Below are 12,453 nucleotides of genomic sequence, written 5' to 3'. Positions count from 1 at the left end.
ATCTCCGCAATGGAGATAGCCTTTCTACTTATAATATCGTACCCGCTTTTTCAGCACCTAACATTTCAATAATTTGATTATTATCGTCTAGTACTGCAATTTTTGGTTCTTGTTTATGAACCTCTTCTTCCGTAACTAGCCCATAACAAATAATAATTACTTTGTCCCCTGGTTGTACAAGCCTTGCCGCAGCACCGTTTAAACAAACAACACCACTACTGCGTTCTCCTTTAATAACATATGTCTCTAAGCGAGCACCATTATTATTATTTACAATTTGGACTTTTTCATTTTCTACAATATTTACTGCATCCATTAAATCTTCATCAATTGTAATACTACCTACATAATTTAAATTTGCCTCCGTTACAGTTGCACGATGTAACTTTGCTCTCATCATTGTGCGAAACATAGATGCTCCCCCTTATTTAACCGTTAATGTTATATTGTCAATTAATCTTACATTTTCAAACTTAACTGCAATAGCTAAAATGATTCGTCCTTCGACTTTCTCTACCATTGTTAATGACGGATATGCATATAAATCCGCATAATCTACAGTGCCTTTCGTATGCGTCTCAATATACTCTTTCACAAGATTTGTAATGATTTCCGGATTACGTTCTCCTGCCTCAATTCTTTCTTTCGCTATACATAGACTGCGGTATAAATGAAGAGCCTCTTCACGTTCATCTTGTGATAGGTACACGTTACGAGAACTTTTCGCTAATCCATCTTCTTCCCTTACAATATCAACTGGTACGATTGTAACTGGAATATTGAAATCAGTTACAAATCCTTCAATTACTGCAACTTGTTGAGCATCTTTCATACCGAAATAAGCACGCGTTGGCAGCGTAATATTAAATAGTTTCATTAGTACAGTTGCAACACCAGCAAAATGACCAGGTCTTTGTTTACCGCATAATACGTCCGTGCGTTTTACAACTTCTACTGTTGTTGTTTGTTCTGCTGGATACATTTCTTCTACACTCGGATAAAATAAATAATCTACACCGTTTTCTTTTGCTACATTTTCATCTCTATCAATATCACGAGGATATCGATCTAAATCTTCATTTGGGCCAAATTGCAGCGGGTTTACAAATACACTTAAAACTACAATTTCATTTTCTTCTCTTGCTCTACGTAATAAAGTAGCATGGCCTTCATGTAAATAACCCATTGTTGGAACAAAACCAATACTCTTTCCACTTGCACGAAGTTCGCTCGTAATTTGCTGCATCTCTTGCACTGTAGTTATGATTTTCATTATTGTTTTCCCCCGTATAACGCTAAGCGGTCTTCTTCTTTCATTGTGAACGAATGTTTTTCTTCAGGAAATTGCCTTGTCTTTACTTCAGCAACATATTGAGAAATCCCACGTACAATCTCCTCTTGAACAGACGTATACTGCTTCACAAATTTCGGAACGCGATTTACACCATATGAGATAAGATCATGATAAACAAGCACTTGCCCATCTACTTTTTGTCCTGCACCAATCCCAATTGTTGGAATTGTTAGTTGCTCTGAAATAAGTTCTGCTAACTGCATTGGTACACATTCTAACACAAGCGCTATTGCACCAGCTTCTTCACATTTCTTTGCATCTTCTATTAATTTCTTTGCACTCTCCGCATCTTTTCCTTGCACTTTATATCCACCCAACACTCCTACAGATTGAGGGGTTAAACCTAAATGCGCTACAACAGGAATTCCTGCGTTCGTCAAATATTGAATTGTTGATACAACTTCTCCAGCACCTTCTACCTTCAGTGCATGCGCCCCGCTCTCTTGAACGATGCGGCGTGCATTCACCATCGTTTCTTGTAATGATACGTGATACGACATAAATGGCATATCAGTTACAATAAACGTCTCTTTCGCTCCGCGGCGTACAGCTTTCGTATGATGAATCATATCCTCTACTGTTACAGGTACTGTTGAATCGTATCCGAGTACAACCATTCCAAGAGAATCTCCAACTAAAATCATATCAACTTCAGCTTCTTCTGCTAATTTAGCAGATGGATAATCATACGCCGTTAGCATTGTAATCGGCTCACCTTGCTCTTTCATCTTCAAAAAATCTGTTTTTGTTTTCAAAAACTACTCCTCCTTTATGCAGGAGAGAGGAGATGGCCGAAATCATATAAAAAACCCCTCTGGCCATAAAAGGGCAGAAGGGTTGTGTGTTAGTCGGCATTATTCATCCCTCTGTCCCAGTCCGTTATTGGATCAAGGCAGAATCCAAGTTATTATTTTTCGTCTTACTTCGAATCATGGTGCAGTTCGCTCTGATACTGCCCACATTCGAACTAATTATAACAAACTACAAAAAGGAATTACTACATTTTTTCGAAAAAATAATTTTTTATTCTTATTACGGTATATGAAATTTAATACGAAAGTATATATGCTATAAAGTGAAACTTTAATTAGTGGGGGTTTTGTTCATCCCCCACTGATTATCAGTCCTCACCAATCGGGCTTTTACGGGCAGCAGGGCAAATAGCGGGATAAAGTTTTTATAGATAATTCAATCCTGAAAAGATACATGTTTTTTCAACGTACGTTAAAAAAGTCCAAGTTAATTTCTTCTATAATCAATTTAACTGTATAGTATAACTCTTTGACTAATGATGCAGGTTAATTGAGGAAAAGTACTTAACAAAGGAGAATTGCAGATGTCTATGAACAGGTGGTTATTTCAATTCAGCAGTTTGCTTGCAATAATTGTATGGTGGATATCTTTAGAATCCTTTCATGTATTTGCCTCAGTTAATGTCGTAACACAACCCACCGATTTAACGAACATGATTGAGGTTGAACTAAATGATGATTACTTTAATCCAAATGTCATCACGATTCCGATTGAAGGATCAACAACATTACTATTGAAAAATAAAGGCAAAAACGAGCACACCTTTACAGTGAAAAAACTCGGCATTGACGTCGTAGTCGAGTCAGGAAAAGAAAAGAATATTACCGTGAAACCTAAAAATACTGGTACATATGAATTAATATGTCGATACCATCTGCTTAAAGGAATGGAAGGCAAAGTAATCGTCAAATAACATGCCAGGCCAACTAGACGGAAGATATTTTGAAGTGAACTTTAACTATTAAAAGAATTTATTATCATGTTACAAATTCAACTCAAAAATATTGAAATAAAAAGAAGTTCCAAAAGAGGAACTTCTTTTACTTAATTTCGATATCTGCAGAATGAATATGATGTACTTTCCCCTCATGATCCTCCAGAAGTAATACACCATCCTCTGTGATTCCTTTTGCTAACCCCGTAATCGTCTCTCTCATCGTTCGAGCGGTAATTTCTTTCCCGATGCTCACAGCGTAACTTTCCCAAAGAATTTTAATGACAGAGAAACCATTTTGTAAATACTCTTCATATAATTTTTCTAGTTGTAAATAGATTTGTTGCATAAGTTCTGCACGAACAATCGGCTTACCTGATTCAATCGCTAATGAAGTAGCAATGTGCTGAATTTCTTCATCAAAATGTTCTTGCTTTTGATTCGCATTAATACCGATGCCCATAATGACAGCATTAATTTTATCAGGATCCGCTTGCATTTCTGTTAATATACCTACAGCCTTTTTACCTTGAATTAAAATATCATTTGGCCATTTTATTCCCACGCCTACACCTGTACATTTTTCAATTGCCTGTGCAACACTAACAGCCGCTAACAAAGTAAGTTGCGGTGCATGATGAACTGGAATCGATGGGCGTAAAATAATACTCATCCAAATTCCTGTTCCTTTTGGTGAATGCCATTTTCTGCTTAAACGACCTCTTCCCGCTGTTTGTTCTTCTGCTACAACGATAGTTCCTTCTTCTGCACCTTCATAAGCCAGTTTTGCTGCAATGTGCTGCGTTGATTCAACAGTTTCTTCAAAATACACTGTTCTACCAATTCGCTTCGTTTGTAGCCCTAACTGAATTTCATTAGCAGTCACTTTGTCTGGCTTACTTGCAATTCGGTAACCTAATCGACGCACAGCTTCAAGTTCATATCCCTCACTCCGGAGATCTTCCATATGTTTCCACACAGCAGTTCTTGAACAACCAAGTTTATCACTAATCGTTTGGCCGGATACAAACTCGCCATCCGCTTCAGAAAAAACTTGTAATAACTGCTTTCTTATAGTAGATTGCATCCTTGCAGCCACTCCCTTATACGCTCTTTCTCATTAACTACGTTTCCTTGTACGATTGCTTCCTCGATTTTCTGAAGCATTTCAGCAACCCACGGACCAGGCTTTTTGTTTGCCCAGTTTAATAAATCATTACCAGTCACATTCATTTCTTGACGACCCTGGATTGGCAATACATGAAACATTGATTGTACTCGTTTAACAGATGTAGGGTCATAGCTTTCAATCATCGCTTCATATACTCTCTCTGCCATTTCAGCGATATGAATTCCCGTTTTATAAAGAAGGACTGTATCCCAACCCTTCTCCTTTCTAGTACGGATTGCCAATAAAACTGCAACAATATCTTTTATTTTTTTATTCGAAAACTTCCATTGACGTAAAAAGACAGATGGATGTTCTTCTCCGATACAATATAAGAAAAATGCCCACGCCTCAATATCCGTTTCGAAAGAATCCCATTTATACCGCGTAGCTGTTAACAGTCTTTCTTCTGACATTTGTAAATATGGCAAATGAGAAAATAGCTTCGTCTCTACTAATTCTTTGAGACCTTTCACACAATATGTACCAGTTAACAGTTTCTCAAACTCTACTGTAATGCGCTCAATTGCTATATGTTCTAGCAAATGCCCATACGTTTCAATTGCTTGCTTCGTTTTCGTTTCTAATGAAAAACCTAACGTGCTTACAAACCGAATACCACGCATCATTCGCAGGGCATCTTCTTGAAAACGATCTGCAGCATTTCCAACTGTCACGATTTCTCTCTTTTGAATGGCTTCCTGTCCAGCAAATAAATCAACCATTTCGCCTTCTTCTGTCATAGCAATTGCATTCATCGTGAAATCACGACGTTTTAAATCCTCTTCTAATGAACGAACAAATTGAACACTACTAGGTCTTCGAAAATCTTCATATTCGCTTTCTGTTCGAAAAGTAGTTACCTCATAAGGCTCACCATTTTCTAAAACAATTACAGTTCCATGCTCAAGACCAACAGGAACATTTCTTGGGAATATAGCCATCACTTCTTCTGGTAAAGCAGATGTCGCAATATCAATATCTCCAATCGGCCTATCGATAATAAGATCTCGTACGCTCCCACCAACAAAGTAAGCCTCATGTCCTTGTTGCTTTAATGTCTCAATAATAGAACTAGCTTTTTTAAATCTTTCCATTTTTGTCATCCCTTAGTACGTCATAGTAAATCGTTTCATATTGTGAAACAATTTTTTCTGAGCGAAATTGCTCATAAACACTTTCTCTTGCTCGTTCTCCCATATTACGATGAAGTTCCTCGTCCTTTAATAGCTGAGTAGCTTGATTTGCCACTCCTGTTGTATCGCCAACTTCACATAAATATCCTGTTTCCCCGTGTTGAATAACCTCTGGAATACCTCCGACCCGTGTTCCGATACAAGGTACACCACACGCCATTGCTTCTAATAAAACAAGACCAAAACTTTCCTTCTCTGATAGAAGCAACATTAAATCACTCATCGCAAGTAGTTCTGCAACATTATCTTGCTTGCCTAGGAATAAAACGCGATCTTCAATATGTAAATTCTTCACTATCTGTAAAATCGTACAGAATTCTGGTCCGTCTCCAACAAGAAGCAACTTCGCATCTACTTCTTTAACAATTTTAGCAAATGCCTGAACAACATCCTGCACACGTTTCACTTTACGGAAATTCGAAATATGAATAAGTACTTTTTCACTCTCACTTATACCGTATTCTTTCTTTAATTGAGACATATTACGCTTGAAATATACACGTTCGTCTATAAAGTTATATACCGTTTGAATTTCTTTACTTGGTTTTACAAGCTCATGCGTTTCGTTAATTAATGAATGCGAGACAGCAGTTACAACATCCGATTGCTCAATACCAAAACGAATTAAATTATTTAACGAAGGGTCGGAACCTAACACAGTAATATCTGTTCCATGCAAGGTTGTAACAATTTTAATACGCTCCCCGATCATTTGTTTTGCTAAATATGCACAAATCGCATGTGGTATTGCATAATGCACATGTAAAATGTCTAGATTTTCTCTTTGTGCAACCTCTGCCATTTTACTTGCTAACGCTAAATCGTATGGTGGATATTGAAATACAGAGTATTGGTTTACCGTCACTTCATGAAAATAAATGTTTGGATATACTTTATTTAACCGGAATGGTAAACCCGATGTAATAAAGTGAATTTCATGCCCGCGTTCCGCCAATTGCTTTCCTAATTCTGTTCCAACAACTCCAGAACCACCTACAGAAGGATAACATGTAATACCTATTTTTAATTTCATTTACATCCCCCTAATAAATCAGCATGTAATAAAACCGGTTTCTTACTCATAAATCCCTCGGCATACAAGACTCCAACTTCTTTTCCAAACATCTTCTCACGAGCGATCACCGTTTCAACGTATCCTTCTGTTAACGGTGTCTTAACCCCATCACTCCCTGTTGAAAACTGACTTTCATACGATTCTAATGCTTCCACCTTTATAGAGAGGTGCTCACTTATATCTATACAAAAATTCGGTTTATGAAAACCATTAATCATATAATTATAAAAAGACTCCACACGATGTGGTGCAAGTTCCGGCATATATTTACGGATTCCTGCTGAAAAAATAGCCTCTTCCACAAGCTTTGCACAATTTGCATGATCTGGATGGCGATCTTCATAGTACGGTGCAAAAACTAGTTTTGGTTTATATGTACGGATCACCTTGACAATTTCACGTATATACTCTTCTTTCATATACAAACCACGGTCTGGCATCGCTAAATTCAGTCTCGTTTTTACTCCCATTATACGAGCTGCAACCTTTGCTTCTTCTTTTCTCAACTCTATCGTTCCATTTGAAGAAAGATCAGCTTCTGTTAAATCACAAATACCTACTTCATACCCTTGCTTTGTATATTTAGCGATGGTACCAGCCATGCCGATTTCAACATCATCGGCATGAGCACCAAACGCTAATATATGTAATCCACTCATAATTGTTCCCCTCATTTTCTTAACTTACGATAATCTAAATCTCCTCGCTCTAATGCGTGCATTAACATTTCAGCACTTGCCATATTCGTTGCAAGTGGAATCGCATATACATCACATAAACGAAGCAATGCATTCACATCCGGTTCATGCGGCTGTGCTGTTAATGGATCGCGGAAGAAAATCACCATATCTAAATCGTTTTTTGCAATCATTGCACCAATTTCTTGATCTCCACCAAGAGGGCCAGATTGATATCTTGTTACAACTAATCCAGTCTCTTCCATAATGCGAAGCCCTGTCGTTCCTGTTGCAAATAATTCATGTTGCTCAAAAATTGGTTTATATGCGTATGCAAACGAAACCATATCATTTTTCTTTTTGTCATGTGCGATTAAGGCAATTTTCATCCGTTGTCTCCCCTTTAGTCGATAATATTTTCTAAACCGTACACAAGATGATCAAGGTTCATTACTGTCTCAATTGATAGTTTTACACCTGACATAAATGATGCACGATTGAATGAATCATGACGAACTGTTAACATTTGTCCATCTCCACCGAACATTACTTCTTGGTGTGCAATAAGCCCTGGCAAACGTACACTATGAATGTGAATACCGTCTACATTTGCACCACGTGCACCTGCTAGTTGCTCTACTTCATTTGGATGACCTTGCTGCTTTGATTCACGATTTTGACGAATTAATTCTACCGTTTTTACAGCTGTACCAGATGGTGCGTCTAATTTTTGATCATGATGTAATTCAATTACCTCAACATCTTGGAAATATTTCGCTGCCATTTGTGAGAATTTCATCATAAGAACTGCACCAATTGCAAAGTTTGGAGCAATAATTGTTCCTACTGCTTTTTCTTTTGCATTCTCTGTTAAACGTGCCAATTCTTCTTCTGTAAATCCAGTTGTACCAATAACAGAACGAAGTCCACGCTCAACTGCAAGTGTAACGTGTTGTTTCCCAACTTCTGGTGTTGTTAAATCTAACAACACATCTGCTTCTACTTCATCTAAACAAGTATGTAAATCAGCGTAAATCGGTGCATGTAATGCTGGCATGCCAGGTAAATCAGAAATCTTCTCACCACCATGCTTATAATCCACTGCTGCTACTAAATTTAAATGTTCCGTTCTTTCCATAAGAAGGACTGCTTCATGTCCCATACGTCCTCTTGGTCCGGCGATAATTACTTTAATTTCTTTCATTATTCTTTCTCTCCCTCATCAATACGTGTCCAGCGATCTTTATCACGTGTATTAAATTTGTTCATTACAATGTTATGTGCTGTCTCTAAATCAATATTTAAACTATTTGCCATACAAATCATAACAAATAATACATCTCCAAGCTCTTCTTCAATACTATTTTCTTTTTCAGTTGTTTTCTTCGGTTTCTCACCATAATAATGATTTACCTCTCTTGCAAGCTCTCCCATTTCTTCCGTTAAACGAGCCATCATTGCAAGCGGACTGAAATAACCTTCTTTAAACTGACCAATATATGCATCTACTTCTTTCTGCATATCTTTCATCGTTTTTGCTTCCATACTATTCACCTCTAATCCTTCCTCTTTCATGTTAGCCAATTCATCGCGATTTGACAAATATTATTCCCCACCAAACACCTATTTGCGACCCTTTTTTGGATAGACTATAATAAAGTGAAACTTCTTTTGCGATTTTTGCAAAAGATTAGTTGAACCAATCGGGTTCCTACGGCTGGTTTGCCTTTCTTCAGAACTTTATCTCCTACCAGCCGTTGGTACGGGGTAAAGTGAAACTTCTTTTGCGATTTTTGCAAAAGATTAGCCCGAACCAATCGGGTTGCAACTAGAAATTACTTATTATTATGTTTTACTGTTTCAGCGGAGCAATGCAATCATTACATAATTAGGGGGATTTCTATATGACATCAAAATTGAAGATGCGAAATATTATTTTTATTTTAATCGGTTCCGCTATTTTTTCTTTCGGTATTGTGAATATCAATATTGAAAATCACCTTGCAGAAGGTGGATTTACTGGTATTACACTATTATTGTATTTTCTATTTAAGTTTGATCCTTCTTATTCAAACTTAATTTTAAATATCCCTATTTTTTTTATTGGTTGGAAGTTACTTGGAAGAACGACATTTATCTATACACTAATCGGCACATTCAGCGTATCTTTATTTCTATGGATTTTTCAACGTTATGACGTTCTTAACTTACATTTAAACTTACAAAATGATATGACACTCGCAGCTTTATTCGCCGGGGCATTTATCGGTATCGGTCTTGGCATAATATTTAAATATGGCGGGACTACTGGCGGTGTAGATATTATCGCGAGGCTCGCTCATAAATATGTTGGCTGGAGTATGGGTAAAACAATGTTTATGTTCGATGCTGTCGTTATCGTCGTCTCTATTCTTACCTATTTATCATACCGTGAGGGTATGTATACGTTAGTTGCTGTTTTTATCGGGGCTAAAGTCATTGATTTTATGCAAGAAGGAGCCTATGCCGCTAAAGGAGCGACTATTATCTCAGAGAAAAATGATGAAATCGCTGCCAAAATTTTATCTGAAATGGAGCGCGGAGCAACCTTTTTAAAGGCTGTTGGATCGTATACAAAAGTGGAACGTAACGTACTGTATTGCGTTGTTGCTAAAAATGAAATCGTGAAATTAAAAAATATTATTACGTCTGTAGATCCTCATGCCTTTGTTGCTGTAAGTGATGTACATGATGTAGTTGGTGAAGGTTTTACGCTAGATGAAAATAAAAACCCTTTACATAATTAAATGTAACTAGAAAAGCACCTTAGCTTTTCTAGTTTTTTATTACAAGTCTTTTAAGCTTCTCCAAATCCTCATAAATAAGCTCCAATAAACTCCGATTATAAAAAATGGAAGCTGGATGAAAAGTTGGAAAAACATGATATTCATTCTCTGACCATATAAACTCTGCACTTTGCATATCCTTTAATTTTTGAATGGGCTGTTTTAATAATTGCCCATGTACATCTGTGATTTTTTTATTTTTTCCTATTAAACGTTGAAGACCGATATTTCCAAGCGTGACGATAAGCTTCGGATTTATTTTCTCTAATTCATAATCTAATAAAGGCGCATGGGCAACTATTTCTCCTTGATTTGGCGTTCTATTATACTTTTTTTGTATGATTTCACCATTTCGTTCTTTTTTCTCTCGCCATTTATAAGGTCTACTCCGAACAGCGCTCGTAATATATACTTCTTCCCTTGTAACGTGAATACGCTCTAAAAAACCCATTAATTGTTTTCCCGCCCTCCCGCTAAACGGAATCCCATTATGAATTTCTGTTTCACCAGGCGCTTCTCCTAACAACATAAATTTGGGATTTTCAGGGCCTTGTCCACTTAAAAAACCTTCTAGTTGATAAGGAGCACTACGCTCTTTCACTTGTTTTACTAAATGGTCTGGATATTTCATTTCCCCCACCGCCTTTCCGCATTACTTCTATTATTTCTATTTGCAATACATTATATAATTCAAGCCACACAACAAAAAAAGACTATCAAAATTGATAGTCTTTAGTCGTCGCTACGCTGCATACCAGTATACATTAATACGAGACGTAATAATTCAAATACCGCTACAGCTGCAGCTGCTACATATGTTAATGCTGCTGCATTTAATACTTTACGAGCTTGGCCATATTCATCTGTTGATACGATACCTAACGCTTCAATTTGTTGCATTGCACGCTTTGAAGCATCGAACTCAACTGGTAATGTAACAAGTTGAAACACAACACCTGCAGCCATTAAAATAATTCCTAATAACAATAGTTTCGACATTGTCGCAAATATACCAATCATAATAAATACCCATGATATATTCGATCCAAAATTCGCCACAGGAACTAACGAATGACGAATACGCATAAAGTTATAATCTTGCGCATCTTGAATTGCGTGTCCTACTTCATGTGCTGCAACTGCCGTACCAGCAACTGAATGTCCATAATAGTTATCTGTGGATAATCGAACCGTCTTAGCGGTTGGATCATAATGGTCTGATAAATGACCTGGTGTTTCTTCTACAGCTACGTTGTATAATCCATTTTCATCTAAAATTTTTCGAGCCACTTCCGCTCCTGTCATACCTGATGTTGAATAAACTTGTGAATACTTGCTATAGGCACTACGTACTCTTGACTGTGCATACAACGGTATGATCATTATGATCGCGAAGTAAATTAAATAAAACATCATGAACCTCCATTGAAGTTTTAATTATAGTACTTCTCATTCTATTTTCTTCTGCCACTATTGTCAATGAATAAACCTTACAATCCATATCTTTACTTATTACATTATCTATTTTTAGAATGTACATTACTTTTTCTTTTTTCTCTCTCTCCTTTATATTTTCTCCATCCAACATAAGTTAATGTGAATAAAATAAGTCCCCCAGTAATTGTCATAAACCAAATGAGAGAGGGTGCAATTTCATCCTTTTTTACTGTTTGAAATATCTTTTGCAAATCCCCTTTAATAATCCCTAATTGCATTTGGCCGCCTTTCGTTTTTAACATAACGTTACGAAATTCATCCAAATAAGATAAATGAGCATTTACACGCTGTACCTCGTTTTCTGGCAAAGCAATCATTAAGCTTGGATAAATAATATTGAATTCATTTAAAAATGTATTTAACGTTTGTTGAAACTGCCCAACATCTTCTTTTTCCATCGCTTTTTCCATTTGAGAAAAGGCATCCATTACTTTTCTTTCTCTTTCCATCCAAAGCGGTTGATATTTCGATACTTGCGCATCAACAGCAAGTTGTAATGCCAACACATTATCAATTTTAACTTGCTTACCTAAACCTTCTTCAGAGAGCGATTGCTGTGCCTTGTCGTAAGCTAAAGAAATAACTCTAACTTGATCTGGTGTTACTTCCTGCTTCTTTTCATTCCCCTTGATTAAAAATTGCTCCGAGAAAAGTTGTAATACTTGCACTGCTTTTTCATCTTCATTACGCTTTACTAACTGTAACGAGTCGTCTAACAACCCTGTTAGCTCATTCCATTCTTCAGCATATATACGCAACGGAAACATTATAATTAGAAATGCTATCAATCCAATTAATGTTCTCTTCATCCCGGTCCCCCCTATAACTACTAGTACAAAATATGTTAATTTGGACAAGAATAGAACAGAACTGGACCGAAAAATATATTATCGTTTTACAAAGAAAAAAATTCT

At 36.7% G+C, this 12,453-nt stretch carries 15 protein-coding genes; 2 read left to right on the top strand and 13 right to left on the bottom strand.

The features are described 5' to 3' along the window. Positions 1-28 precede the first annotated feature (28 nt). Genes panD through panB form a run of 3 tightly spaced genes read right to left on the bottom strand, consistent with a single transcriptional unit; the run spans position 29 to position 2,109 of the window. Positions 29-412, bottom strand: coding sequence for an aspartate 1-decarboxylase (panD, locus tag JFU02_RS27205; RefSeq protein WP_000490190.1), 384 nt, complete (start codon positions 410-412; stop codon positions 29-31). A gap of 12 nt (positions 413-424) precedes the next feature. Next, positions 425-1,273 (bottom strand): pantoate--beta-alanine ligase, encoded by an 849-nt coding sequence (gene panC, locus JFU02_RS27200; protein ID WP_000692372.1) that lies wholly within the window; start codon positions 1,271-1,273, stop codon positions 425-427. After that, positions 1,273-2,109, bottom strand: coding sequence for a 3-methyl-2-oxobutanoate hydroxymethyltransferase (gene panB, locus JFU02_RS27195; RefSeq protein WP_061666881.1), 837 nt, complete (start codon positions 2,107-2,109; stop codon positions 1,273-1,275). The genes panC and panB overlap by 1 nt, the downstream gene beginning before the upstream one ends. A gap of 581 nt (positions 2,110-2,690) precedes the next feature. On the opposite strand from panB, the gene JFU02_RS27190 reads away from it, so the two are divergent. Next, positions 2,691-3,080 (top strand): cupredoxin domain-containing protein, encoded by a 390-nt coding sequence (locus JFU02_RS27190; RefSeq protein ID WP_061666882.1) that lies wholly within the window; start codon positions 2,691-2,693, stop codon positions 3,078-3,080. 127 nt (positions 3,081-3,207) lie between these two features. Here the strand turns inward: JFU02_RS27190 and JFU02_RS27185 are convergent, their stop codons facing one another. Genes JFU02_RS27185 through JFU02_RS27155 form a run of 7 tightly spaced genes read right to left on the bottom strand, consistent with a single transcriptional unit; the run spans position 3,208 to position 8,762 of the window. Further along, complete coding sequence (locus JFU02_RS27185) at positions 3,208-4,188, bottom strand: biotin--[acetyl-CoA-carboxylase] ligase (RefSeq protein ID WP_001192058.1); 981 nt, start codon at positions 4,186-4,188, stop codon at positions 3,208-3,210. Further along, a complete protein-coding gene (locus JFU02_RS27180; protein ID WP_086405877.1) occupies positions 4,173-5,366 on the bottom strand; it encodes a CCA tRNA nucleotidyltransferase in 1,194 nt (397 codons plus the stop codon). The genes JFU02_RS27185 and JFU02_RS27180 overlap by 16 nt, the downstream gene beginning before the upstream one ends. Beyond that, the gene (bshA, locus tag JFU02_RS27175; protein ID WP_000768306.1) at positions 5,353-6,498 is read right to left on the bottom strand and encodes an N-acetyl-alpha-D-glucosaminyl L-malate synthase BshA; all 1,146 of its coding nucleotides are present in this window, start codon (positions 6,496-6,498) and stop codon (positions 5,353-5,355) included. Before bshA ends, JFU02_RS27180 begins: the two co-directional genes overlap by 14 nt. Beyond that, positions 6,495-7,199: a bacillithiol biosynthesis deacetylase BshB1 gene (gene bshB1, locus JFU02_RS27170; protein WP_000015671.1), complete on the bottom strand. Its 705-nt coding sequence runs from the start codon at positions 7,197-7,199 to the stop codon at positions 6,495-6,497. The genes bshA and bshB1 overlap by 4 nt, the downstream gene beginning before the upstream one ends. Before the next feature lie 11 nt (positions 7,200-7,210). Continuing rightward, a complete protein-coding gene (gene mgsA, locus JFU02_RS27165; RefSeq protein ID WP_000684768.1) occupies positions 7,211-7,606 on the bottom strand; it encodes a methylglyoxal synthase in 396 nt (131 codons plus the stop codon). 14 nt (positions 7,607-7,620) lie between these two features. Further along, the gene (gene dapB, locus JFU02_RS27160; protein ID WP_000658818.1) at positions 7,621-8,421 is read right to left on the bottom strand and encodes a dihydrodipicolinate reductase; all 801 of its coding nucleotides are present in this window, start codon (positions 8,419-8,421) and stop codon (positions 7,621-7,623) included. Then, positions 8,421-8,762, bottom strand: a complete 342-nt coding sequence (locus JFU02_RS27155; protein ID WP_014894810.1) for a nucleotide pyrophosphohydrolase — start codon at positions 8,760-8,762, stop codon at positions 8,421-8,423. The genes dapB and JFU02_RS27155 overlap by 1 nt, the downstream gene beginning before the upstream one ends. Before the next feature lie 359 nt (positions 8,763-9,121). On the opposite strand from JFU02_RS27155, the gene JFU02_RS27150 reads away from it, so the two are divergent. Beyond that, positions 9,122-10,003 carry a YitT family protein gene (locus JFU02_RS27150; RefSeq protein WP_000202118.1) on the top strand — a complete coding sequence of 294 codons (882 nt, stop codon included), beginning with the start codon at positions 9,122-9,124 and terminating at the stop codon, positions 10,001-10,003. Between the two features lie 28 nt (positions 10,004-10,031). Here the strand turns inward: JFU02_RS27150 and JFU02_RS27145 are convergent, their stop codons facing one another. The 3 genes from JFU02_RS27145 to ypjB all read right to left on the bottom strand — a co-directional run bounded on the left by JFU02_RS27145 (position 10,032) and on the right by ypjB (position 12,348). After that, the gene (locus JFU02_RS27145; protein ID WP_000876852.1) at positions 10,032-10,673 is read right to left on the bottom strand and encodes a uracil-DNA glycosylase; all 642 of its coding nucleotides are present in this window, start codon (positions 10,671-10,673) and stop codon (positions 10,032-10,034) included. Between the two features lie 101 nt (positions 10,674-10,774). After that, positions 10,775-11,458: a zinc metallopeptidase gene (locus JFU02_RS27140; RefSeq protein WP_011109966.1), complete on the bottom strand. Its 684-nt coding sequence runs from the start codon at positions 11,456-11,458 to the stop codon at positions 10,775-10,777. 101 nt (positions 11,459-11,559) lie between these two features. Then, the gene (gene ypjB, locus JFU02_RS27135; RefSeq protein WP_000831588.1) at positions 11,560-12,348 is read right to left on the bottom strand and encodes a sporulation protein YpjB; all 789 of its coding nucleotides are present in this window, start codon (positions 12,346-12,348) and stop codon (positions 11,560-11,562) included. Positions 12,349-12,453: the final 105 nt, after the last annotated feature.

Source organism: Bacillus sp. TH13 (assembly GCF_016651175.1).
In the GTDB taxonomy this organism is placed as follows: domain Bacteria; phylum Bacillota; class Bacilli; order Bacillales; family Bacillaceae_G; genus Bacillus_A; species Bacillus_A thuringiensis_S.
This window is presented reverse-complemented; position numbering and strand designations above follow the sequence as displayed.

What these genes read in the sequence shown, in the direction of transcription:
- JFU02_RS27190 (WP_061666882.1), top strand. Translation starts at nt 2,691, where the DNA reads ATGTCTATGAACAGGTGGTTATTTCAATTCAGCAGTTTGCTTGCAATA.
- dapB (WP_000658818.1), bottom strand. Translation starts at nt 8,421, where the DNA reads ATGAAAGAAATTAAAGTAATTATCGCCGGACCAAGAGGACGTATGGGA.
- panD (WP_000490190.1), bottom strand. Translation starts at nt 412, where the DNA reads ATGTTTCGCACAATGATGAGAGCAAAGTTACATCGTGCAACTGTAACG.
- JFU02_RS27185 (WP_001192058.1), bottom strand. Translation starts at nt 4,188, where the DNA reads ATGCAATCTACTATAAGAAAGCAGTTATTACAAGTTTTTTCTGAAGCG.
- bshA (WP_000768306.1), bottom strand. Translation starts at nt 6,498, where the DNA reads ATGAAATTAAAAATAGGTATTACATGTTATCCTTCTGTAGGTGGTTCT.
- ypjB (WP_000831588.1), bottom strand. Translation starts at nt 12,348, where the DNA reads ATGAAGAGAACATTAATTGGATTGATAGCATTTCTAATTATAATGTTT.
- bshB1 (WP_000015671.1), bottom strand. Translation starts at nt 7,199, where the DNA reads ATGAGTGGATTACATATATTAGCGTTTGGTGCTCATGCCGATGATGTT.
- JFU02_RS27140 (WP_011109966.1), bottom strand. Translation starts at nt 11,458, where the DNA reads ATGATGTTTTATTTAATTTACTTCGCGATCATAATGATCATACCGTTG.
- JFU02_RS27145 (WP_000876852.1), bottom strand. Translation starts at nt 10,673, where the DNA reads ATGAAATATCCAGACCATTTAGTAAAACAAGTGAAAGAGCGTAGTGCT.
- JFU02_RS27180 (WP_086405877.1), bottom strand. Translation starts at nt 5,366, where the DNA reads ATGGAAAGATTTAAAAAAGCTAGTTCTATTATTGAGACATTAAAGCAA.
- JFU02_RS27150 (WP_000202118.1), top strand. Translation starts at nt 9,122, where the DNA reads ATGACATCAAAATTGAAGATGCGAAATATTATTTTTATTTTAATCGGT.
- JFU02_RS27155 (WP_014894810.1), bottom strand. Translation starts at nt 8,762, where the DNA reads ATGGAAGCAAAAACGATGAAAGATATGCAGAAAGAAGTAGATGCATAT.
- mgsA (WP_000684768.1), bottom strand. Translation starts at nt 7,606, where the DNA reads ATGAAAATTGCCTTAATCGCACATGACAAAAAGAAAAATGATATGGTT.
- panC (WP_000692372.1), bottom strand. Translation starts at nt 1,273, where the DNA reads ATGAAAATCATAACTACAGTGCAAGAGATGCAGCAAATTACGAGCGAA.